The organism is Pseudomonas fluorescens, from assembly GCF_902497745.1.
In the GTDB taxonomy this organism is placed as follows: Bacteria; Pseudomonadota; Gammaproteobacteria; order Pseudomonadales; family Pseudomonadaceae; genus Aquipseudomonas; species Aquipseudomonas fluorescens_BM.
In genome coordinates this window covers 74,665-97,534 of sequence record NZ_CABVHJ010000024.1, presented here as the reverse complement: position 1 = coordinate 97,534, position 22,870 = coordinate 74,665, and the positions used below count along the sequence as shown (strand labels likewise).

Genomic DNA, 22,870 nt, shown 5'->3' with positions numbered 1-22,870 from the left:
CGATATTAGTTGGCCATCATTTTGGCGTCAAACCTTTGTTCATCAGTGTTCAACACCCAGTCGCGTCGCGACGTCCTCCGGTGCCAGCGCGCGACCATCGGCCGAGATCAATTCCAGCTTGCGAATCGGCTGACGATCCTTTGCATCAACCATCACCGACCCCGGCTCACCCGGCGCGTACATGAATTCACCGCCCCACTGCGACAGCGCGACGATCACGGTCTGCAAGGCTTTGCCACGTTCTGTCAGCACGTATTCCTTATAGGCCCCGCCGTCAGCGGCTGGCAGCGCTTGCAGAATCCCCTGCTCCACCAGCCCCTTGAGGCGTGCGCTGAGCATGTTTTTCGCGATATCCAGACTCTTCTGGAAATCATTGAAACGCCGGATGCCATCCAGCGCATCACGAATGATCAGCAGCGACCACCAGTCACCGATCAGGTCCAGCGTGCGGGCGACCGGGCAGGCATTGCCCTGCAAACTTTTGCGTTTCACGTAAATGTGCTCCCTCGAATCAGTGGGCGGCTGCGCGGTTCAGGGTTGCATCATACAACTCTATCGCCGTTCGACGGCTGAACTGCGCAAAACCAGCACCTGCATACAAGTAGCCGGATCGCTTTGCGCTGATAGTGAATGCCGCCATTTCGGCAGCGAACCCTGAAGCAGGAGTTTCCATGAGCACTTTCACCACGCAAGACGGCACCGAGATCTATTACAAAGACTGGGGCAGCGGTAAACCCGTGCTGTTCAGCCATGGCTGGCCACTGGATGCCGACATGTGGGAATACCAGATGGAATACCTGAGCAGCCGTGGTTACCGCACCATCGCCTTCGACCGCCGTGGTTTCGGCCGTTCCGATCAGCCGTGGACCGGTTACGACTACGACACCTTCGCCGATGACATCGCGCAACTGATCAACCATCTGGACTTGCGCGACGTGACACTTGTGGGCTTCTCGATGGGCGGTGGCGACGTCAGCCGCTACATCGCCCGGCATGGCAGCGAGCGGGTTGCAGGTCTGGTGCTATTGGGTGCGGTGACGCCGCTGTTCGGCAAGAAAGCCGACTTCCCACAGGGCGTCGACACCTCAGTATTCGATGGCATCAAGGCTGGCTTGCTGCAAGATCGTGCGCAGTTCATCGCCGATTTCGCCGCGCCGTTCTACGGCACCAATCAGGGCCAGAAAGTCTCCGACGGCGTGCTCACGCAAACGCTGAATATCGCCCTGCTGGCTTCGCTCAAAGGCACCGTGGATTGCGTGACCGCATTCTCGGAAACCGACTTCCGTCCGGACATGGCGAAAATCGACGTGCCGACGTTGGTGATCCATGGCGACGGCGACCAGATTGTGCCGTTCGAAACCACCGGCAAACAGGCTGCTGCACAAATCAAAGGCGCCGAGTTGAAAGTTTACGCCGGGGCGCCCCATGGCTTTGCGGTGACGCATGCACAGGCATTGAATGAGGATTTGCTAGCGTTTCTCAAACGCTGAAAATTCGGCATTAAAAAAGTCCGTCGGCATCGGCTTGACGGACTTTTTTGTTACCCTCGTTCAATGACCCCTTCCGACCGCAACGAAATGGACGAAGACATCTCTCTGCAAGCCGCCGATTGGTGCATGCGTCTGCACGATGACGATTGTCCGCCGGCTGAACGCGAGGATTTCCAGCGCTGGATAGAGCGCGACCCGCGCCACGCTTTCGAGTACGCCAAAATGCTCGAGATCTGGGATCTCAGCGGCCAATTGCCGGATGAGCCCGAGACGGCGAAAAAACTCCTCACCGGTCATGGGCTGGCGCCACAACGCAAACGTGAAATTTAAGAGTCAGGTTCACCCCGACCTTCCCGCCTACCGAGCTGCAGCCCGCATTTTTAAAGGCTTTCGGCTTTCTGCATCAGAATTTTATCTTCACATCCCAGCTTAATAATATTTTACCGATACCCCCCCTCTCCCTAGTCTGACCTCAAGCCAAACGGACAAGCCAACAGCGGCCCGAATCCCACTGCCTTGCTAGGAAGGATGTAAAGATGACCCCTGAAATAATAAAAACAGACACGCTGATCGTGGGTGCCGGCCAAGCGGGCGTGGCGATGAGCGAGCACCTGAGCAAACTCGGCGTGCCGCACCTGGTGCTGGAGCGCAATCGCATTGCCGAACGCTGGCGCACCGGGCGTTGGGACTCGCTGGTTGCCAACGGCCCGGCGTGGCACGACCGCTTTCCCGGCCTGGAATTCGATGACGTCGACCCTGACGGTTTCGCCCCGAAAGAGCGCGTGGCCGACTATTTCGAAGCCTACGCGAAGAAATTCAATGCGCCGATCCGCACCGGTGTGGAAGTGAAAAGCGTGGTGCGCAATGTCGGACGCCCGGGTTTCACGATCGAGACCTCCGAAGGTGTGATCGAAGCCAACCGTGTGGTCGCCGCTACCGGACCGTTTCAGAAACCGGTGATCCCGGCGATTGCCCCGCAAGACGAACGTCTGTTGCAGATCCATTCCGCTGACTATCGCAACCCGCAGCAATTGCCGGCGGGCGCCGTGCTGGTGGTCGGTGCCGGCTCTTCCGGCGTGCAGATCGCCGATGAGCTGCAACGCTCCGGCAAGCAGGTTTACCTCTCCGTTGGCGCCCATGATCGCCCGCCTCGCGCCTATCGCAACCGTGATTTCTGCTGGTGGCTGGGTGTGCTCGGCGAGTGGGATCAAGCGGCGATGAAGCCGGGACGCGAGCACGTGACCATCGCGGTCAGCGGCGCCCATGGCGGTCGCACCATTGATTTCCGTGGTCTGGCCCATCGCGGCATGACCCTGGTCGGCGTTACCGAGTCGTTCAATAACGGCGTGGTGACCTTTAAGCAGGACCTCGTCGGCAATCTCACTCGCGGCGACGAAAACTACCTGGCGCTGCTGGACGCCGCCGATGCCTACATCGAGCGCAACGGGCTGGATCTGCCGGAAGAACCGGAGGCACGCGAAACCTATCCGGATCCCGAGTGCGTGAAAAATCCGCTGGCCGATCTGGATCTGGCCAAGGCTGGCGTGACCTCGATCATCTGGGCCACCGGGTTTGCCGTGGATTATTCGTGGCTGCAGGTCGCGGCGTTCGATGACAAGGGCAAGCCTGTGCACCAACGCGGCGTGTCGAGTGAGCCGGGCGTGTATTTCCTTGGTTTGCCGTGGCAGTCGCGTCGCGGTTCGTCGTTTATCTGGGGTGTGTGGCACGACGCCAAGCATGTTGCCGATCACATCGCCACCCAGCGCAAATATCTGGACTACCGCGATGCCGAGCAGCGTGAAGCCGCCCTGCATTCGAACGCCCACAACAAGGCCGCTGACACTGTCGACGCTTGATGTCCTTTTCGCTCCGGCGCCGATTGCGCCGGGCAACCCCTCTTTCAGGAGCTGCACATGAGCAAGCCAACCCACACTCGCATCCGCATGTTCAACACCAAAGACACCTACCCGAACCAGACGCTGGACAACGATTTGTGCCAGGCCGTTCGCGCGGGCAACACCGTTTATGTGCGCGGTCAGGTCGGCACCGATTTCGACGGCAATCTGATCGGTCTGGGTGATCCGCGTGCGCAGGCTGAACAAGCCATGCGTAACGTCAAGCAACTGCTCGAAGAAGCCGGCAGCGACATGAGCCACATCGTTAAAACCACCACCTACCTGATCGACCCGCGTTACCGCGAGGCGGTGTATGGCGAAGTCGGCAAGTGGCTAAAGGGCGTGTTCCCGATTTCCACCGGGCTGGTGGTGTCGGCGCTGGGGCAGCCGCAGTGGCTGATGGAGATTGATGTGATTGCGGTGATTCCTGAGTAAGGCATCACACCGAGTCGCGGCCTTCGCGAGCAAGCTCGCTCCCACATTTGGAATGCATTTCATTGTGGGAGCGAGCCTGCTCGCGAAGAGGCCAGTCCAGACACACAAGGAGTTCAATAGATGACCTTTTCAATCGCAGCCCGCTGCGCCGAAACCGGCCAGTTCGGGGTCGCCATCAGTTCCTCCAGCATCGCCGTGGGTGCCCGTTGCCCGTGGCTGCTGCCAGGCGTTGGCGCGGTGTCGAGCCAGAACATCACCCTGCCCTCCCTCGGCCCGGAAGTCCTTGCGCTGATGGAGCAAGGCCTGGCCCCCGATGATGCGCTGGATAAAGTCCTCACCCGCAACGGCTACAGCCAGTACCGCCAGATCACGGCGATCAACCACCTCGGCCAGACCGCGCATTTCAGCGGTGCGCAAACCCTCGGCGTGCACAACGCCGTCAGCGGTGAACAGTGCGTTGCCGCCGGCAACATGCTTGCCGGGCGTTCGGTGATCGAAGCCATGGTCAGCGCCTTTGAGGAGGGTGAAGGTCAACTCGCCGATCGTTTGCTCAAGGCCCTGCACGCTGCACAAGCGCTCGGTGGCGAAGCCGGCCCGGTGCATTCGGCCGCTGTCGTGGTGGTCGGCGAGCAGACCTGGCCGATCGTCAACCTGCGCGTCGACTGGGCTGATGAAGACCCGATCGGCCAGTTGCAAAAACTCTGGGACGCTTACGAGCCGCAGCTTCAGGACTACATCGACCGCGCCCTCGATCCGGCCAAGGCGCCGGGTTATGGGGTGGCCGGTGATGACCGATGAATAGCGTCGAGTTGCTTAAGGCGCTGGTGGGGTTCGATACCACCAGCCGTGAATCCAACTTGCAACTGATCGAATTCGTTCGCGATTACCTCGAAGGTTTCGACGTACCGTGCGCGCTGATCTACAACGATGAGCGCAGCAAAGCCAACCTGTTCGCCACGATCGGCCCGGTGGATCAACCGGGCATCGTGCTGTCCGGGCACACCGATGTGGTGCCGGTCGACGGTCAGCCGTGGACGCTGCCGCCGTTCGAATTGACCGAGCGCGACGGCAAACTGTACGGCCGTGGCACGGCGGACATGAAGGGCTACATCGCCTGCGTGCTGGCCCTGGTGCCGTCGCTGGTTAAAATGCCGCTGCGCATGCCGGTGCACATTGCCTTGTCCTATGACGAAGAAGTCGGCTGCCTCGGCGTGCGCTCGTTGCTTGAGGTTTTGCAGCAACGCCCGATCAAACCGTTGCTGTGCATCATCGGCGAGCCGACTGAGCTGAAACCGGTGCTCGGCCACAAGGGCAAACTGGCAATGCGCTGCGATGTGCACGGCCACCCTTGTCATTCGGCCTATGCGCCGCTTGGAGTCAATGCGATTGAATACGCCGCCGAACTGATCGGCGAACTGGGCCGCCTCGGCCAGCAGCTGAAAGCGCCGGAGCAACGCGATGCGCGCTTCGATCCGCCTTACAGCACGGTGCAGACCGGTGTGATCAGCGGCGGCAAGGCCTTGAACATCGTCCCGGCCGATTGCCGCTTCGATTTCGAAATCCGCGCCCTGCCCTCGCAGGATCCGGCGCTGGTTGCCGAGGCACTGAAAGCCTACGCCGAGCGCGAAGTACTGCCGCGTATGCGTGCGGTCAGTGCGCAGAGTGAAATCCGCTTCAGCGCCTTGTCGGCGTATCCGGGGCTGGCCACAGATGCGCAGAGTCAGGCAGCCGAGTTGATTTCGGCTTTTTGCGGCTCGAAGGATTTCGGCACCGTGGCGTTCGGCACTGAAGGCGGGTTGTTTGATGCGGTGGGCATTCCCACAGTGGTCTGCGGTCCCGGCAGCATGGACCAGGGCCATAAACCCGATGAGTTTGTCAGCCTCGATCAACTGCAAGCCTGCGATGCCATGCTGCAACGAATGCTGGCGTTTATCAGCCTCTGACTATCGGCCCGACGGCACTCACGGGTGCAGTCGGGCCAACTCTTCGCGGCAATGATCGACAAACAACTGCACCGGTTTGGTCAGTTGCACACGACGCAACCAGGCTGCGGACAATCCCGATCCGGTGACGTTTTCCGCCAGCGGCACACAGACGACTTGCTGACCGTCGTAGGTGTAGTCGCTGAACGGTTTGGTCACCAGAATCGAAAAGCCGAAACCGTTGCCGACCATGCCACGCACCATTTCGATCGACGGTGAGCTGAAGACGATATTCGGCGTCAGCCCGCGCTCTTCGAAGATGCTCACGAAATAGGTGCGGCTCGGCACTACATCGAGCAGGATCATCGGTTCCAGCACCAGATCATGCAGCGAAACTTTCGCCTGTTGCGCGAAGCGATGGCTGGCCGGCAACAACGCATAAGGCTGTTGCGGCGGCATCAGCGGCGCGGTTTCGATGGTGCTGTCCAGATCGTGTTCGAACATCATTGCCACGTCGATGCTACCGGCGGTCAGCGCTTGCACCAACTCCTGTTGCTCACCGTCGCGAATGCGGATTTCCACCCCCGGCCAACGCGCCTTGAACCCGGCGATCAGGCGCGGCAGATAGAGCGGCGCGACGGTTTCGAAACAGCCGACATCGATCTGCCCCGCGACCACATCATTGTCGGCCAGCGCGTTCTGCTCGAACTCGTGAGCCACCCGCAAAAGCTCCAGCGCCTTGCGATAGAAGCGCGAACCACTGGGCGTCAGCGAAACCCCTTGGGCGTGATGGCGGATAAATAACTGCACCCCAAAGCTTTCTTCCAGATGTTTGATCGCGGTCGATACCGACGGTTGCGCGATGTAGAGCTTGCGCGAGGCCTCGGCAACGCTGCCGCAGTCGGCGGTGGTGACGAAGTACTTGAGCTGGCGCAGGTTGTAGGCGGCCATGTGAGTCTCCCAAAGAGCGCGGGTGTTCGCCCTGTTTCCCTGGCGCACGATCAGGTTTGAACATACCGGACGCCCGCGCCATCCGAAGCATATTTTTTTTAAGGTCTGAAGCAACAAACTTACTAATTTATCTATCCCGACGCTTTGCACATGATCACTTCAACAAGAAATGCGCCGCCCGTGCCGGCGCTTGCCGAAGTACGTCCACGTACTCATCCTTGCCTTGGAGTTCGTCATGGCTACCCCTGCAGCATCCTCCGCTCCGCTGATTGAAAAACACACGATAGGATACGTGCCCCCCGAAGATCGCCACGGAAAGGTCAGGGATCTGTTCACGCTCTGGTTCGGCGGCAACATCGCGCCGTTGCCCATCGTCACCGGTGCGCTGGGCGTGCAGTTGTTTCACTTGAATCTGCTCTGGGGCATCGTCGCGATTCTCGTCGGCCATCTGGTCGGCGGCGTGCTGATGGCGCTGCACTCGGCACAAGGCCCGCAGATGGGCATCCCGCAAATGATCCAGAGCCGCGCGCAGTTCGGCTCCCTCGGTGCATTGCTGGTGGTGTTGATTGCCGGCGTCATGTACATCGGCTTTTTCGCCTCCAACATCGTGCTCGCCGGCAAGTCATTGCATGGCGTGGTCGACAGCGTTCCCGTGCCGGTCGGCATCGTCATCGGTGCGTTCGGTTCGGGCATCATCGGCATCATCGGCTACCGCTTCATTCACGTGCTCAATCGCATCGGCACCTGGGTGCTGGGGATCGGCATCGTCGTCGGTTTCGGCTACATCTTCACTCACATTCAGACTGACGACTTCCTCACCCGTGGCAGCTTCAACCTGTCCGGCTGGCTGGCCACCGTGTCGCTGGCGGCGTTGTGGCAGATCGCGTTTGCACCTTACGTGTCCGACTATTCGCGTTACTTGCCGGCCGACGTGAAGGTTTCTTCGACCTTCTGGACCACCTATCTGGGTTCGGCGCTGGGTTCGAGTCTGGCGTTCATCTTCGGTGCCGTTGCCGTGCTGGCAACACCGGTGGGCATGGACACCATGGACGCGGTCAAACTCGCCACCGGCTCGATTGGCCCGCTGATGCTGGTGCTGTTTCTGCTCAGCGTAATCAGCCACAACGCCCTCAACCTCTACGGCGCGGTGCTGTCGTTGATTACTCTGGTGCAAACCTTCGCCTACCGCTGGATCCCCACCGCCAAGAGCCGCGCGGTGATCTCGATCATCGTCTTGCTGGCCTGCTGCTTTGCCGCCGTCGGCGCCTCGAAAGACTTCATCGGCCACTTCGTCGACATGGTGCTGGTGTTGCTGGTGGTGCTGGTGCCGTGGACGGCGATCAACCTGATCGACTTCTATGCGATCCACAAAGGCCAGTACGATATCCAGTCGATCTTCCAGGTCGACGGCGGCATCTACGGGCGCTACAACCCGCAGGCGCTGCTGGCCTACGCGATCGGCATCGCCGTGCAGATCCCGTTCATGAACACGCCGCTGTACGTCGGCCCGGTGTCGGCGCACATCAATGGCGCGGATCTGTCGTGGCTGGTGGGCTTGCTGGTGACCTCGCCGTTGTATTTCTGGCTGGCGAATCGGGATACGTCCTATCGTCGGCGGATGATGGGCGGCAAACTGGCGGGCAGCCTCTGAGATTGATTGGTTAAGAATGGAAGGCCCGCCAAGTGCGGGCCTTCTCCGTTGCGGTGTGGTATTTCTTTACGCCTGATGATTATTGGGAAAGGGACATCCAGTGCTGCGAATACTCGGTAAAGCCTCATCGATCAACGTGCGCAAAGTGCTATGGACGTGCGCTGAATTGCAGATTCCCTTCACCCGTGAAGATTGGGGTTCGGGGTTCAAGTCGACAGACACGCCTGAGTTCCTGGCGTTGAATCCCTGCGCCATGGTGCCGGTGATTCAGGACGGTGATTTCACGTTGTGGGAGTCGAACACGATCATTCGTTATCTGGTATCGCGCTACGACGGCGCGCAGTTTTATCCGACGGAGCCGATGGCTCGGGCGCGGGTGGATCAGTGGATTGATTGGCAGGCGTCGGAGCTGAATCGCTCGTGGTCGTACGCGTTTTTGTCGCTGGTGCGCCAGTCGCCCGACTATCAGGACAATGCCGCGCTGGCGAACGGCATTGAGCAATGGTCGAAGACCATGGCCATCCTCGACCGACAATTGGAAAAGACCGGCGCCTACGTCAGCGGCGAACAGTTTTCCCTCGCGGACATACCCATCGGACTGTCGGTGAACCGCTGGTTCGAAACGCCGCTGGCTCACCCGGATTTTGCCGCGGTGAAAGCCTATTACGAACGTTTGAGCCTGCGCCCAGGCTACTTGCTGCACGGTCGCAACGGCACGCCGTGATCGAGGTTATTTGCCTTTGAACGCCTCACGCCGCGCCTGTCGTTCAGCGGCGTAGGCTGCTTGTGGCTGGCTGATCAAATCTTGTCGACGCAATGGTTCGCCGCAGTGTTCGCACAGCGGCCCGAGGCCGGCGCTGTGGTTGCAGGTTTTGTGGGTCATGTTCACTGCCAGCCCCTCTTCCGGTGTTTTGCACCAGGTTTCTCCCCACGCCCGCAACGCAATGATCACCGGGTAGAACGCCTCACCTTTTTCCGTGAGGTGATACTCATAGCGTTTCGGTCGTTCGTTGTACAAGCGGCGTTCGACCAGCCCATCCGCTTCCAGACATTTCAGACGCGCGGCGACCATTTGCGGCGTACCGCCGGTCTGCGCCTGGATCTCGTCATAGCGATGATTGGCCATGAACAACTCGCGTAAAACCAGCACTGTCCAACGGTCGCCGACAATCGTCTCGGCCCGGGATATCGGGCACAGCGTGTCAGGAAGACTATCGTTTACTGCCATCAGGGCTTGCCTCTTTCACAGTTACTATGATTATCATATCTACACGATGCCGGGACAAGCCCCGTGCACCGATAATCTCATTGCCGGAGCATGCAGCCATGTCGAATACCCCCTATCCGCTGGACAGAATCGCCTATCTGTTGGTCGATCCGTACAACGATTTTCTGTCGGACGGCGGCAAGATTTTCCCTTTGATCAAACCCATGGCCGAGCAGAACGGCCTGCTGGACAACCTGCGCAAACTCGACCAAACGGTGCGCGACCTGAAAATTCCGGTGGTCATCGTACCGCATCACCGCTGGGAAAAAGGCGACTACGAAAACTGGGATCACCCGACCCCGACCCAATGCAAAATCATGCACATGCATCATTTTGCCCGGGGCGAATGGGGCGGCGAATGGCACCCGGATTTTGCGCCGAAGGACGGCGACATCGTGGTTCAGGAACACTGGGGTTCCAGTGGTTTCGCCAACACCGACCTGGATTTTCGCCTGAAGCAGCAAGGCGTCACCCACGTGATCATCGTCGGTCTGCTGGCCAATACCTGCATCGAAGCCACCGCGCGCTATGCCGCGGAACTGGGCTACCACGTCACTCTGGTCCGCGATGCGACAGCAGCCTTCAAAGCGGAAATGATGCACGCCGCCCACGAACTGAACGGCCCGACGTTCGCTCACGTGATTGCCAGCACGGACGAACTGATTGCCAACCTCAAATCACAGGGTGAAGCGCAATGAGTCTGACCGGCCATTTGCTGATTGGCGCGGCGGATGTCGCCGCCACCGAAGGCACGATGAAAGCGCTGAACCCGGCGACTGATCAACTGATCGAACCGGACTTCGCTTTCGGCGGTGCGGCACAGGTTGATCAGGCAGTCACTCTCGCCGACACGGCATTCGACCGCTACAGCCACACCTCGCTGGCCGAGCGTGCCGCGTTTCTCGAGAGCATCGCTGACAACCTCGATGAAGTACGCAGCGACTTGGCCGCACGCGCGGCACTGGAAACCGGACTGCCCGAAGCTCAGCTTGAGGGCGAAGCTTTGCGAGCCGCGACCCAGTTCCGCCAATTCGCCGAGGTGGTGCGCCGGGGCCGCTTTCTGCACCTGGCCATCGACCCGGCCCAACCCGAGCGTCAGCCACGGCCACGGATGGATCATCGCCTGCAAAAAATCGCCATCGGCCCGGTGGCGATTTTCGGCGCGAGCAACTTCCCGATTGCCTATTCGGTGGCGGGCGGCGATACCGCGTCGGCATTGGCGGCCGGGGCGCCGGTGATTCTCAAGGCGCACAACGCGCATCCCGGCGCTTCGGAAATCCAGGCGCGGGCCATTCGTAAAGCCGTGCAGGCGCATGGCTTGCCTGAAGGTGTTTTCTCGATGGTGCGTGGTGGCGGCAATGCCATTGGCGAAGCGCTGGTCGATCATCCGTTGATCAAGGCTGTGACCTTCACCGGCTCCGAACCGGGTGGCATGGCGCTGTATCGCCGTGCGCAACTGCGCCCCGAGCCAATCCCGGTGTTCACCGAAATGACCAGCGTCAACCCGACCTTCATCCTGCCCGAGGCCATGGCGGCTCGCGGCGCCGAGATCGGTGACGGCTTTATCGAACGGATGCTGGTCAACGTCGGTCAGGCCTGCTTGTGCCCATCGATCCTGATCGCCATTCGCGGTGCGGGGTTTGATGAACTGCGCGACGCCATGGGCAAACGGGTCAGCGAGGCCCCGGCGCGGACGATGCTGACACCCGGGATTCATGGCGCCTACGTCAAGGGTCTGGTGGCGATTGAAAGCGCCGGGGCGCAGGTGATCGCCGTGGGCAATCCGGCCGATGCCACATTCGCCGGGCGTGCGAGCTTGCTGGAAGTCGAGGGAGACCAATTGCTCAACGAACCGACGCTGGCCCATGAAGTGTTCGGCCCGTCGGCGCTGCTGGTGGCGGTCAGTGATGCCGAGGAGCTGCTGGCGGTCGCCCGCTCGTTCAGGGGACAGCTCAGCGCGGCCATTCACCTTGAAGATGCCGACCTCGAATTGGCGCGGCGCCTGCTGCCGATCCTCGAACGCCGCACCGGACGCATCGTGGTCAACGCCTTCGCGCATCCACAGGAAGTGACGTACGCCACGGTGCACGGCGGGCCGTTTCCGGCGACGTCGGACAGCCGTTTCACCTCGGTCGGCATGACGTCAATCGAGCGATTCCTGCGGCCGGTGGCGTATCAGGGTTTTCCGGATGAGTTGTTGCCAGAGGCGCTGCGTGAAGCCAATCCGCTGAATGTGCCGCGCAGCATCGACGGGCAATAACGGTGACCCAGTGCGCGACAGACGCGATCATGCATCTGCGCGCACCACTCCGCGCTCTTCAAGCAACCGCACAAACATGCTCAAACTGCGCGATACCGTGCCCCGTCGCCACACCAGCCAGGTGGTCAGGTAACGAAAATCCGCCGCCAATGGCCAGACACTGACGGTGGCGCTGCCGGGCATGCTCTGCAGCATTTTGCGCGGCATCAGGGCTAACCCGGCGCCCGCGCTGACACAGGCGAGCATGCCGTGGTACGACTCCATTTCGAAGATCTTGCCCGGCACGGCAGCGTCGGTACTGAACCATTTTTCAAAGTGGTGACGGTAGGAGCAGTTGGAACGGAAGGCGTAAATATTCTCGCCATTTACGTCCGCCGCGCGCTGGACGGGCGCGTGATTGATCGGGGCGATGATGACCATTTCTTCCTCGAACGCCGGCACGCCTTCCAGGGTCGGATGCAACACCGGGCCGTCGACAAACGCTGCGGCGAGGCGCCCGGACAGCACGCCATCGATCATCGTGCCGGACGGCCCGGTGGACAGGTCGAGGTCGACTTTCGGGTGCAGTTGATTGTACGCCGCGAGCAATTCGGGAATGCGCACCGCGGCTGTACTTTCCAGCGAACCCAATGGAAACGCGCCCTGCGGTTCCTCCCCCGCCACCGTCGCCCGAGCCTCCTGCACCAGGTCGAGAATCCGTCGCGCGTACTCAAGAAAACTCCACCCGGCCGGGGACAAACGCAGACGGCTTTTCTCGCGGATAAACAGATCAACACCGAGATCCTGCTCAAGCTGCTTGATCCGCGTAGTCAGGTTCGACGGCACGCGATGGATCTGCGCGGCGGCGGCGCTGATGCTGCCGTGTTCGGCAACGGCTTTGAAGATTTCCAGCTGCACCAGATCCACAGTCATTCTCCAATCGTGAAAGAAACGATCTTTATTATTCAGTTTCCAGAAAACAAACACCACCCTACTCTAGGTCCATCCGACGAACCTGCAGGACGACGCCATGAGCCAGATTTCCAGCCAGACCCACGCCATCTCGATCAACCCCGCCACTGGCGAGCAGATCGGTCATTACGCGTTTGAATCCGCCGCTGCCCTCGACGCCGCGCTGACCCGCGCGGCCTATGGCTTTGGCAAGTGGAAGCGCAAGCCGCTGCAAGATCGCTCGCGTTTGCTGACCGCCCTCGCTGGCGCGTTGCGTGAAACCAGCGAGGCCATGGCCACCATGATCACCCTGGAAATGGGTAAGCCAATCGCCCAGGCTCGCGGCGAAATCGAGAAATGCGCCAAGCTCTGCGAGTGGTACGCCGAACACGGCCCGGCGATGCTCGACGCTGAGCCGACGCAGGTTGAAGGTGGCAAGGCGCGCATCGAGTACCGTCCGCTCGGCTCGATTCTCGCGGTGATGCCGTGGAACTTCCCGATCTGGCAGGTATTGCGCGGTGCCGTTCCGGCGCTGATCGCCGGCAACACCTACGTGCTCAAGCACGCGCCGAACGTGATGGGCAGCGCCTACCTGCTGCGCGACGCCTTTACCCGCGCCGGTTTCGCCGATGGCGTATTTGAAGTGATCAACGTCACTCCGGAAGGTGTTTCCACCGCCATCGCTGACCAACGCATCGCCGCCGTGACCCTGACCGGCAGTGTCCGTGCCGGCATGGCCATCGGCGCTCAGGCCGGTGCTGCGCTGAAGAAATGCGTGCTGGAACTGGGCGGTTCCGATCCGTTTATCGTGCTCAACGATGCTGATATCGACGAAGCCGTGCAAGCCGCGGTCATCGGTCGCTACCAGAACTCCGGTCAGGTCTGCGCGGCAGCCAAACGTCTGATCATCGAAGAAGGCGTGGTCGAAAAATTCACCCGCAAGTTCGTCGAAGCCACGCGCAAGTTAAAGGTGGGTGATCCGCTATCCGCCGAAACTTACATCGGTCCAATGGCGCGTTTCGATCTGCGTGACGAGCTCGACCAGCAAGTGCGTGACACCCTGGAAGAAGGCGCCACCCTGCTGCTCGGCGGCGGCAAGTCCGAAGGCCCGGGCAACTACTACGAGCCGACCGTGCTGGCCGATGTCACCGACCGCATGACCTCGTTCAAACAGGAACTGTTCGGCCCGGTCGCGTCGATCATCACCGCCCGCGATTGCGCGCATGCCGTGGCCTTGGCCAACGACAGCGAGTTCGGCCTGACGGCAACGATCTACACCGCCAACGTGGCACTGGCTCAGCAACTAACCAGCGAACTGGATACCGGCGGCGTATTCATCAACGGCTACTCCGCCAGCGACCCGCGCGTGACCTTTGGCGGCGTGAAGAAGAGTGGTTTCGGTCGTGAACTGTCGCACTTCGGCGTACGCGAGTTCTGCAACGCCCAGACTGTGTGGCTGGATCGCAAATAATCCACACACCACAAAACCCTGTGCGAGTGAGCCTGCTCGCGATGAGGCAATGTCAGCCAACACATCAGTTGCTGACACATCGCTTTCGCGAGCAGGCTCGCTCCCACAGGGATTCGCGGACAGATTGAAAACAGGTGGCTTGGCACAATCCAAAGTGGGAGCGAGCCTGCTCGCGAAGAGGCAATGTCATCCAACACATCAGTTGCTGACACATCGCTTTCGCGAGCAGGCTCGCTCCCACATTGGGTTTATGCGGCAGCCTGTTGCGGCTCCGCGACGCTGCGATCCTTGCTTAACAATCCCAGTACCCCCGTCGCCGACACCAGCGTGATGACCGTCAGGATGTGCAGCAGATACTGAAACGCCGACGCATAACCTTGCACTAAACGTTCGTTGGCCAGCCCTGGAACGGTGTTGATTGCATGCGCCATATCGCCGGTGGTCACCCGGTGCGCGGTCTCGGCAATCAACGAGGCCTCAGTGCTACCCGTCACCGCGTGCACCGCATTCGACAGATCAGCTTGCAGCAATGACGCCAGCACTGCCGCGACAATCGCCAGGGCAATGCCCTCACCCGCCACGCGCACGGTGCTGAAGATGCCCGCTGCCATGCCGGCGCGCTCTTTCGGCACGACACTGACCGACAAACCATCCATCAGCCCCCACGGCAAACCGGCGCCAATACCGATCAGCAGCATCGGCACCACCAGCGCAAATTTCGCCTCACCGACGTTGTACAGGCTCAGCCAATGCAGGCCCACAGCGGCAATCAGGAAGCCTGCACCGGACAAGATACCGGCGGAAACGAAGCGCGCCATCGATGCGGCTAGCATCGGCACCACCAGCATCGGTGCCGACAACGCCAGCAACAGCAGACCGGCGTCGATCTCGCTCAGACCCTCAACGCCGATGAAGCGCAGCGGCAACATCACCACCAGTACGATGTAGCAAAAACAGGTGCCGATCGGCAGCATCTGCACGCCAATGAATCGCGGATAACGGAACAGGGTCAGATCGAGCATCGGCCGTTCGACACGCATTTCGACGACCACAAAAGCTGCCAGCAACACGGCCGAAGCGCCCAGCAAACCGATCACCAGCGGACTGTCCCAACCACTGTCCGGTGCCTGGATCAGGCCAAACGTGAACAGCGCCAGCATTGCGCTGAACAGCAGCGTACCCGGCCAGTCCAGCCCTTTGGCATCGGGGTCGCGGGTTTCGCGCATGCGCGGCACCCCGAAAACCAACGCGATGATTCCAATCAACGCGGTAAAGACAAAAATCGCCCGCCAGTTGAAGGCCTCGATCAGCGCACCCGCCACCAACGGCCCGAATGCCAGACCAATACCGAACGTCGTGCCGAGCACGCTATACGCCCGGGTCCGGGCATGGCCTTCGAACTCTTGAGCCAACGCCGCCGAACCGCTGGCCAGCGCCGCTGCCCCCGCCACACCTTGAACGGCCCGCAACACATCCAGCCAGAACACCGAAGGCGCCAGGCTCTGCGCGATCGAGGCGGCGGTAAACAGCAACATGCCAAAGGTGAACAGGCGTTTGCGTCCATACACATCAGCCAATGCGCCGGCGGCCATCAGCAAACTGCCGAACGTCAACATGAATGCGTTGGTGATCCAGGTCAGCGCCACCGGACTGCCGCCCAAGTCGCGGCCGATGGCCGGTGTCGCTACCGCGCCGCCAGTAAAACTTAACGGCAGGACCAGTGCCGAGAGGCAAACGGCCGCCAGTATGAGCAACTTGTCGCGCGCTCCGTGCGGCTGAGTCATAGCGTTCATCATTCCATCCTTTGAGAATCAAAAAGCTGCACTGCGCAGCGAATAAGGCGTGAAAAACCGGAAAAAATCCACCGAAGTTTGCAGACGATGAAAATGACAGCGAGCGGCCTCAAACCTGGTCGAAGTTGATGCGACTTTAAAGCCGTGCTACTGATGCGATAATCCCAACAATTTTGCATGACTTTGTGAAAGGCATTCACAGATGAAATCACCTTCGGCGGCGGATCTCAGCGTTTTCCTCTGCACCGCGCAGTGCCTGAACTTCAGCAAAGCCGCCATCGAACTCGGTCTGACGCCCTCCGCCCTGAGCCATTCGGTGAAGGCGCTGGAAAACCGCCTCGGCGTGCGCCTGTTCAATCGCACCACCCGCAGCGTGGCACTGACCGAGGCTGGCGAGCGTCTGTATGCACGGTTGAAACCGGCGTTCCGTGATATTGACGATGCGCTGGAAGACCTCAACCATTTCCGCGACAAACCCTCAGGCAACCTGCGCATCACCTGCGGGCGGCAAGCCTGTGAGCTGGTGCTGCTGCCGATTGCCAGCGAGTTTTTGCAGGTTTATCCGGACATTCGCCTGGAAGTGGTCGAGAGCGATGCGCTGCTGGATATTGTCGCGGGCGGCTTTGATGCCGGCGTGCGCTTCGGCGATCGCCTGGAGGCCGACATGGTGTCTCTGCCGATCGGCCCGACGATGCGCTCGGTGGTGGTCGGTTCACCGGCATTTTTCGAGCGCCACGCGGCACCGCAAAAGCCCGAGGACCTGCACGGACTGCCGTGCATCCGTCACCGCTACCCCAGTGGTTCGATGTATCGCTGGGAGTTCGAGCGCGGCGGCATTGCCCAGGAAATCGAAGTCAACGGCCCGCTGACCCTCGGCGATGTCAGCCTGATGGTCGGCCCCGCGCTGCAGGGGCTGGGCTTGGCCTATGTGTTCGAAGACATGGTCAGCGAACACCTCGCCAGCGAGCGTCTGGTGCAAGTGCTGGCAGACTGGTGCCCGTTCTATCCGGGCCTGCACCTGTACTACCCGAGCCGGCGCCATGTGCCGGCCCCGCTCAAAGCCTTTGTCGACTTTGTGCGCAACCGGCGTTAGGCGCTTACAAATACTTCAGCCAGGCAATGTCGCGACGACGCGCCTTCAATGCCGAGAACCAGCGTACGGCCGGGTACAGCGCAATCGACAGAAGCGCTGCCGCCAGCCAGATCGCCGCCACTGACGAGAAGCCGAAATAGCTGCCCTGATTCAGCCCGAACAGGGCCACGCCGATCAGGTACAACAGCTTCAACGCGTACAAATGCAGCAGATAGAAAAACATCGGCGCCGAACCGAACACGGTCAGCCAGCGAATCCAGCGACGGCCCTGCACACGCTCGAAGGCCAGTAGCAGCAACAGCCCGACGCTCACGGTCAGCGCGATAAACAGCAACGACGGCGGGTACTTGGTGATGTTGAAAAAACTCATCAGGGTTTGCACCGACGTATCGCCCACGGCCCACGGTTTTTCGCCATAGCCATTGATCAGCCGCAGCCCGACAAAACCCAGCAGCCCGGCGCTACCCGCGATCAGCAGTTGCCACTGACGCAAACCCGCTTCAACGCCGCGAGCAAACCACGGCCCCAGCGCATAACCCAGACCGATTACACCGATCCATGGCAACAACGGATAGGAAGTGCGCAGACGAAGGTTGTCGCTAACTTCGATCCAGCCGCGATCATGCAAAATCGCCCACGGCACATGCAGCGCCGACTCCACCGGAAAGTGCACCGCGTCGAGCAGGTTGTGGCCGGCGATGATCATCAGGCTCAACGTCAGCAACAGCCAGCGCGGCAGCCACACCAGCAGCGACAAGGCGATCATGCTCAAACCGATCGCCCAGATCACTTGCAGATAAATCACGCTCGGCGGCAGCTGGAAGGTCCACGCGAAGTTCACCAAGGTGAACTCCAGCAGCACCAGAAACAGACCACGCTTGAACAGAAACGCACTGACATCAGACTTGCCCGCGTACTTTTCGCCAAACAACCACGCCGATAATCCGGTCAGCAGCACAAACACCGGCGCACACAGATGCGCCCACGTGCGGCTGAAAAACAGCGCTGGCTCGGTGCTGGCAATGTCCATCGGGTCGCTGACTTGGCGATGCAGCAAAAAGGTTTCGCGCACGTGGTCCAGCAGCATGAACAGAATCACCAGGCCTCTGAGGGCATCGATGGACAGCAGCCGGCCAGTGGCCAACGGGGCAGAACGAGGAAGCACAATCGTCATGAGCGTTTCGCAATCGAAGGGATAACAGCAGATGCCTGCAAGGGGCACCTTGAAATTTGCGTTACCTTATAACATCAAACAATAAATAACCACGCTCAAACGATAGTAATTCTCAGAAAAACTTCGACAACACACGTTGCCCAACAGGCTCAGGCTTCTATAGTGATCAGATCTACCCCGCCCTCGCGGCCTGCTGTCGAGCGTTGTCCATGGTCAACACCGAACACCTGATCATCTGCGAGCACTGCGATTGCGTGTACGAAAAAGCCGTGCTGGCCAAACACCAGAAGACCTCCTGCGTGCGCTGCGGTGGCGTGCTGCAGCGCTTCAACGGTTTGACTGTTGAACAGCGTCTGGCCCTGACATTCACAGCGGCAGTGCTGTGGCTGTTCGCCAATTTCTATCCGGTGATGAGCATCAGCATGAAGGGCCTGAAAAACAGCGCGACGCTGTGGGATTCGGTGCTGGCGCTGAGTCAGGGGCCGATTACTTTCATCGCCATGGTCGCAGCCATTGCAATCATCATTGCCCCGGCGTTTCAACTGGTGCTGCTGATCTGGGTGCTCAGCTTCGCCTTGTCCTCCCGACGCGCGCCGAGCTTCAAGCTGTGCATGCGCTGGCTGGAGACCCTGCGGCCGTGGAGCATGCTCGAAGTGTGCCTGCTGGGGGCGATGGTCGCGGTGTTCAAACTCGCGGGGCTGCTCGATGTGTTGCCCGGCATCGGCCTGTTTGCGCTGGCGGTACTGAGTTTGATGATGATCAGGATTGCCGGCCGCGACATCCGCGACCTTTGGGACATTCTATGAAGCGACCACCGACCGCCAGCGAGCTCAATCTGTGCCTGTGCCACAGCTGCGGGCTGGCCTGCGACATGACCGACTCGCCACACGAATGCCCACGCTGCGACGCACCGCTGCATCGGCGCAAGACCAATTCGCTGACGCGCACCTGGGCTTACATGTTCGCCGCACTGGCGTTTTACGTGCCAGCCAATCTGCTGCCGGTCATGAATACGGTGATGCTCGGCAATGGCGCCGACAGCACGATCATGAGCGGCGTGCTGGAGTTTTGGGAGCACGGTGCGTGGGACATCGCCCTGATCATTTTCATCGCCAGCATCGCAGTGCCGGGGGTCAAGTTCGTCGCCCTGTCGCTGCTGTTGATTACGGTAAAGCGTGACAGCGCCTGGGCGCGCAAGGAGCGCTCGAAGCTGTACCGTTTCGTCGAGCTGATCGGCTATTGGTCGATGCTCGACGTTTTGGTGGTGGCGCTGGTCGCGGCCCTGGTGAAGTTTCAGGCGCTGGGCGATATCGAGCCACGACCGGGCATTCTGTTTTTTGGCCTGGTCGTGGTGTTCACCATGCTCGCGGCGATGAGTTTCGATCCGCGCCTGATCTGGGACAAGGACACGGGCGACGACCTCAGCGACGTTGAACCTCAAGCAGCACCTGCAACGGATGACGCAGTGCCTGATCCGACTGGCGCTTGACCTGACTGCGGCAGGAATAACCGGTCGCCAAGGCTTCGCCCTGCTCTGCCGGCGCATCGACCTGACGCGCCCAGGACTGTTCGTAGATCACTGCTGACGTCTGGCGATTGCGCGCCTCGTGACCGTAAGTGCCGGACATGCCGCAGCAACCGGTAGCCTGCGTGGCCAGCTTCAAACCCGCACGTTCGAACACTTGCTCCCACTGCCGGGTTGCGGCCGGGGCGTTGGTTTTCTCGGTGCAATGGGCGAGCAGTCGGAACGATGCGGAGTTGTCCTGTTTCGTTTGCTCCGGCATCACCTTAAGCAACCACTCCTGCACCAACGCCACTTCCGGGCACTGCATACCGGGGACTTTCAGGTACTCCTGGCGATACACCAGCGTCATCGCCGGATCGAGGCCCAGCAACGGCACGCCCACATCCGCCAATTCACGCAGTTGCCGAGCGTTGCGCAACGCCGCGCGATTGAACGCCGAGAGGAAGCCCTGCACATGCAAAGGCTTGCCGTTGGCGCTGAACGGTGCCAGATATACCTGATAGCCGAGGCGCGAAATCAACTCGACCAGATCAGCCAGCAGCGGCGCTTCGAAGTAGCGCGTAAAGGCGTCCTGCACGATGACCACACTGCGCTCGCGTTGCGCCTCGGTCAGCGCCGACAAGGTCAAAACCTTCGCCGGTTGCACCTGCCAACGGCGCATCGCCGCATGGAAATCAAAACGACTGAGCAGCGGCACATCGACCATGCCACCGATCCGCTCCAGCAGACCACGGACCCACGAAGCGCCCATCAAACCGTTGTACAGCGCCGGAATCCGCGCCATGTGCGGGATGCTGTATTCCAGCGAGGCAATCAGATAATCCCGCGCCGGACGCAGATAACGGCTGTGATACAGCTCAAGAAAGCGCGAACGAAACTCCGGCACATTGACCTTCACCGGGCACTGCCCCGCACAGGATTTGCACGCTAGGCAACCGGCCATGGCGTCGTAGACTTCATGGGAAAAGTCTGCAGAAGCCGAACGACTGTTACGCCAGCGCTGCCACAACGAGCTGAAAAATGCCGGTTGGCGAATCACATCGGACAATACGTCAACGCCCGCCTCGCCCTGCAAACGCAGCCACTCACGAATCAATGAGGCGCGGCCCTTGGGCGACTGCGCACGTTCGCGGGTGGCTTTCCACGACGGGCACATGGCGTCATCGGGATCGAAGTTGTAGCAGGCGCCGTTGCCGTTGCAATGCATGGCGGCGCCGTAGCTCTGCCAGACTTTTTCGTCGATCTGCCGATCCAGTTCGCCACGCAAAGTGATTTCGTCGATTTTCAGCAGCGCAGCGCCGGTGTTCGCCGGGGTGGCGATCTTGCCCGGGTTGAACTGGTTGAACGGGTCGAACGCGGCCTTCAGGGCTTGCAGCGCCGGATACAGTTCGCCGAAAAACGCCGGGGCATATTCCGAGCGCAAGCCTTTGCCGTGCTCGCCCCATAGCAAGCCGCCGTAGCGCTGAGTCAGCGCGGCGACGCCATCGGACACCGGCCGCACCAGCGCGGCTTGCTGCGGGTCTTTCATGTCGAGAATCGGCCGTACGTGCAGCACGCCCGCATCGACGTGACCGAACATGCCGTACTGCAAACCATGACTGTCGAGCAGGTCTCGCAACTCGGCGATGTATTCGGCCAGGTGCTGTGGCGGCACCGCCGTGTCTTCAACGAACGGCTGCGGCCGCGCTTCGCCGGCGACGTTACCGAGCAGGCCTACTGCGCGTTTGCGCATGCCGTAGACCTTGTTCACTGCCGCGTGTCCGACCGCCAGCGTGTGGCCCAAGCGTTCAACGGTTTGATCGCGGCTCAGATGTTCGACGAATGCTTCGACCCGGCGCTGCAAGTCCTCCGGATCGTCGCCGCAGAACTCCACCAGATTGATGCCCAAGGTCGGCCGCTTGGCGCTTTCCGGGAAATACTCCGCAACGCCGTGCCAGACGATGTCCTGCATCGCCAGCAGCAAGACTTTCGAGTCCACGGTTTCGATCGACAGCGGCTTGAGCGCCATCAAGGCCCGCGCATCGCGCAAGGCGTCCATGAACCCGGCGTAGCGGATGTTCACCAGCATCGTGTGCTTGGGAATCGGCAACACATTCAGCCGCGCTTCAACCACAAAACCCAGCGAGCCCTCAGCGCCGCACAGCACGCTGTTGAGGTTGAAACGGTTGTCCGCCTCACGCAGGTGCGCGAGGTCATAACCGGTCAGGCAGCGGTTGAGATCGGGGAAGCGCTGTTTGATCAGTTCACCCTGCTCATCAATGATCTGCCGCGCACAGCGATAGACTTCACCGACGCGATCTTCGCGGGCGCACAGGGCTTCAAGTTCGCTTTCCTCAAGAGGCAAACCGTGCAGGCGCTCGCCACCGCGCAAGACCATGTCGAGTTCGAGTACATGGTCGCGGGTCTTGCCGTAGGTGCAACTGCCCTGACCACTGGCATCGGTGTTGATCATGCCGCCGACGGTGGCGCGGTTGGAGGTCGACAGTTCCGGGGCGAAAAACAGCCCGGCGGATTTCAGCGCAGCGTTGAGCTGATCCTTGACCACACCGGCCTGCACACGCACCCAGCGTTCCTCGACGTTGATTTCGAGGATGCGGTTCATGTGCCGCGACAGGTCGACGACGATGCCGTCAGTCAGTGATTGGCCGTTGGTGCCGGTGCCACCGCCGCGCGGGGTGATCACTACTTGCTGATAGGCAGGCTCTGCAATCAACCGTGCGACCCGCGCCACGTCCTCGGCATCCATCGGAAACACCGCCGCTTGCGGCAGGCGCTGATAGATCGAGTTGTCGGTCGCCAGCACCACGCGGCTGGCGTAATCGGCGCTGATTTCACCGCGAAAGCCACTGCTCTTCAGGGCTTTGAGAAACTGCTGGTAATCGCTGTTCAAGGCTTTGGCGGGGGACAGCTGGGCAATCATCGGTCAGGTTATCTCATTCAAATCGGGCCGTGCGGCGGTGAACAGTTGTACGCAACGAATGATTGCGTCAGGCTCCGCCATCTCATGGTGCCC

At 60.7% G+C, this 22,870-nt stretch carries 21 protein-coding genes; 14 read left to right on the top strand and 7 right to left on the bottom strand.

Annotated elements, in window-relative coordinates; translation table 11 throughout:
* Window positions 1–42: 42 nt before the first annotated feature.
* Entirely contained in the window at window positions 43–492 is a 450-nt protein-coding gene (locus F8N44_RS27585; RefSeq protein ID WP_150652539.1) for a winged helix-turn-helix transcriptional regulator, read from the bottom strand.
* Between the two features lie 179 nt (window positions 493–671).
* On the opposite strand from F8N44_RS27585, the gene F8N44_RS27580 reads away from it, so the two are divergent.
* The 6 genes from F8N44_RS27580 to argE all read left to right on the top strand — a co-directional run bounded on the left by F8N44_RS27580 (window position 672) and on the right by argE (window position 5,763).
* Complete coding sequence (locus F8N44_RS27580) at window positions 672–1,490, top strand: alpha/beta fold hydrolase (protein ID WP_093437554.1); 819 nt, start codon at window positions 672–674, stop codon at window positions 1,488–1,490.
* Window positions 1,491–1,553: 63 nt separating this feature from the next.
* Entirely contained in the window at window positions 1,554–1,820 is a 267-nt protein-coding gene (locus F8N44_RS27575) for a FecR/PupR family sigma factor regulator (RefSeq protein WP_150652538.1), read from the top strand.
* A gap of 206 nt (window positions 1,821–2,026) precedes the next feature.
* Complete coding sequence (locus F8N44_RS27570; protein ID WP_150652537.1) at window positions 2,027–3,346, top strand: flavin-containing monooxygenase; 1,320 nt, start codon at window positions 2,027–2,029, stop codon at window positions 3,344–3,346.
* A gap of 57 nt (window positions 3,347–3,403) precedes the next feature.
* Window positions 3,404–3,820 (top strand): RidA family protein, encoded by a 417-nt coding sequence (locus F8N44_RS27565; RefSeq protein ID WP_127926852.1) that lies wholly within the window; start codon window positions 3,404–3,406, stop codon window positions 3,818–3,820.
* A 120-nt stretch (window positions 3,821–3,940) separates the two neighbouring features.
* Complete coding sequence (locus tag F8N44_RS27560; protein WP_150652536.1) at window positions 3,941–4,618, top strand: DUF1028 domain-containing protein; 678 nt, start codon at window positions 3,941–3,943, stop codon at window positions 4,616–4,618.
* Window positions 4,615–5,763, top strand: a complete 1,149-nt coding sequence (argE, locus tag F8N44_RS27555; RefSeq protein WP_150652535.1) for an acetylornithine deacetylase — start codon at window positions 4,615–4,617, stop codon at window positions 5,761–5,763. Before F8N44_RS27560 ends, argE begins: the two co-directional genes overlap by 4 nt.
* An 18-nt stretch (window positions 5,764–5,781) precedes the next feature.
* Here argE and F8N44_RS27550 read toward each other — a convergent pair whose 3' ends face one another.
* Window positions 5,782–6,693, bottom strand: a complete 912-nt coding sequence (locus F8N44_RS27550; RefSeq protein ID WP_150652534.1) for a LysR family transcriptional regulator — start codon at window positions 6,691–6,693, stop codon at window positions 5,782–5,784.
* A 235-nt stretch (window positions 6,694–6,928) separates the two neighbouring features.
* Between F8N44_RS27550 and F8N44_RS27545 the strand changes: the two genes are divergently transcribed.
* The gene (locus tag F8N44_RS27545; RefSeq protein WP_150652533.1) at window positions 6,929–8,344 is read left to right on the top strand and encodes a purine-cytosine permease family protein; all 1,416 of its coding nucleotides are present in this window, start codon (window positions 6,929–6,931) and stop codon (window positions 8,342–8,344) included.
* Window positions 8,345–8,444: 100 nt separating this feature from the next.
* Window positions 8,445–9,068: a glutathione S-transferase family protein gene (locus F8N44_RS27540; protein ID WP_150652532.1), complete on the top strand. Its 624-nt coding sequence runs from the start codon at window positions 8,445–8,447 to the stop codon at window positions 9,066–9,068.
* A 6-nt stretch (window positions 9,069–9,074) separates the two neighbouring features.
* Here the strand turns inward: F8N44_RS27540 and F8N44_RS27535 are convergent, their stop codons facing one another.
* Window positions 9,075–9,572 carry a winged helix-turn-helix transcriptional regulator gene (locus tag F8N44_RS27535; protein WP_150652531.1) on the bottom strand — a complete coding sequence of 166 codons (498 nt, stop codon included), beginning with the start codon at window positions 9,570–9,572 and terminating at the stop codon, window positions 9,075–9,077.
* 98 nt (window positions 9,573–9,670) lie between these two features.
* On the opposite strand from F8N44_RS27535, the gene F8N44_RS27530 reads away from it, so the two are divergent.
* Together F8N44_RS27530 and F8N44_RS27525 are read left to right on the top strand one after the other, a co-directional pair.
* The gene (locus F8N44_RS27530) at window positions 9,671–10,309 is read left to right on the top strand and encodes an isochorismatase family cysteine hydrolase (RefSeq protein ID WP_150652530.1); all 639 of its coding nucleotides are present in this window, start codon (window positions 9,671–9,673) and stop codon (window positions 10,307–10,309) included.
* Entirely contained in the window at window positions 10,306–11,871 is a 1,566-nt protein-coding gene (locus tag F8N44_RS27525; RefSeq protein ID WP_150652529.1) for an aldehyde dehydrogenase (NADP(+)), read from the top strand. Before F8N44_RS27530 ends, F8N44_RS27525 begins: the two co-directional genes overlap by 4 nt.
* Before the next feature lie 27 nt (window positions 11,872–11,898).
* Here F8N44_RS27525 and ptrR read toward each other — a convergent pair whose 3' ends face one another.
* A complete protein-coding gene (ptrR, locus tag F8N44_RS27520; RefSeq protein WP_150652545.1) occupies window positions 11,899–12,777 on the bottom strand; it encodes a putrescine utilization regulator PtrR in 879 nt (292 codons plus the stop codon).
* A 103-nt stretch (window positions 12,778–12,880) separates the two neighbouring features.
* Here ptrR and F8N44_RS27515 point away from each other — a divergent pair, with 103 nt between their 5' ends.
* Window positions 12,881–14,272, top strand: coding sequence for an aldehyde dehydrogenase family protein (locus F8N44_RS27515; RefSeq protein WP_150652528.1), 1,392 nt, complete (start codon window positions 12,881–12,883; stop codon window positions 14,270–14,272).
* Window positions 14,273–14,520: 248 nt separating this feature from the next.
* Here F8N44_RS27515 and F8N44_RS27510 read toward each other — a convergent pair whose 3' ends face one another.
* Window positions 14,521–16,065 carry an MFS transporter gene (locus F8N44_RS27510; RefSeq protein WP_150652527.1) on the bottom strand — a complete coding sequence of 515 codons (1,545 nt, stop codon included), beginning with the start codon at window positions 16,063–16,065 and terminating at the stop codon, window positions 14,521–14,523.
* A gap of 202 nt (window positions 16,066–16,267) precedes the next feature.
* Here F8N44_RS27510 and F8N44_RS27505 point away from each other — a divergent pair, with 202 nt between their 5' ends.
* Complete coding sequence (locus F8N44_RS27505; protein WP_150652526.1) at window positions 16,268–17,158, top strand: LysR family transcriptional regulator; 891 nt, start codon at window positions 16,268–16,270, stop codon at window positions 17,156–17,158.
* 4 nt (window positions 17,159–17,162) lie between these two features.
* Here F8N44_RS27505 and F8N44_RS27500 read toward each other — a convergent pair whose 3' ends face one another.
* Window positions 17,163–18,332 (bottom strand): DUF1624 domain-containing protein, encoded by a 1,170-nt coding sequence (locus F8N44_RS27500; protein ID WP_150652525.1) that lies wholly within the window; start codon window positions 18,330–18,332, stop codon window positions 17,163–17,165.
* Window positions 18,333–18,541: 209 nt separating this feature from the next.
* Between F8N44_RS27500 and F8N44_RS27495 the strand changes: the two genes are divergently transcribed.
* Window positions 18,542–19,138: a paraquat-inducible protein A gene (locus tag F8N44_RS27495; RefSeq protein WP_150652524.1), complete on the top strand. Its 597-nt coding sequence runs from the start codon at window positions 18,542–18,544 to the stop codon at window positions 19,136–19,138.
* On the top strand, window positions 19,135–19,821 hold the full coding sequence (locus tag F8N44_RS27490) for a paraquat-inducible protein A (RefSeq protein ID WP_150652523.1): 687 nt from the start codon (window positions 19,135–19,137) through the stop codon (window positions 19,819–19,821). Before F8N44_RS27495 ends, F8N44_RS27490 begins: the two co-directional genes overlap by 4 nt.
* Here the strand turns inward: F8N44_RS27490 and F8N44_RS27485 are convergent.
* Window positions 19,754–22,777 carry an FAD-binding and (Fe-S)-binding domain-containing protein gene (locus F8N44_RS27485; protein ID WP_150652522.1) on the bottom strand — a complete coding sequence of 1,008 codons (3,024 nt, stop codon included), beginning with the start codon at window positions 22,775–22,777 and terminating at the stop codon, window positions 19,754–19,756. The genes F8N44_RS27490 and F8N44_RS27485 overlap by 68 nt on opposite strands.
* Window positions 22,778–22,870: the final 93 nt, after the last annotated feature.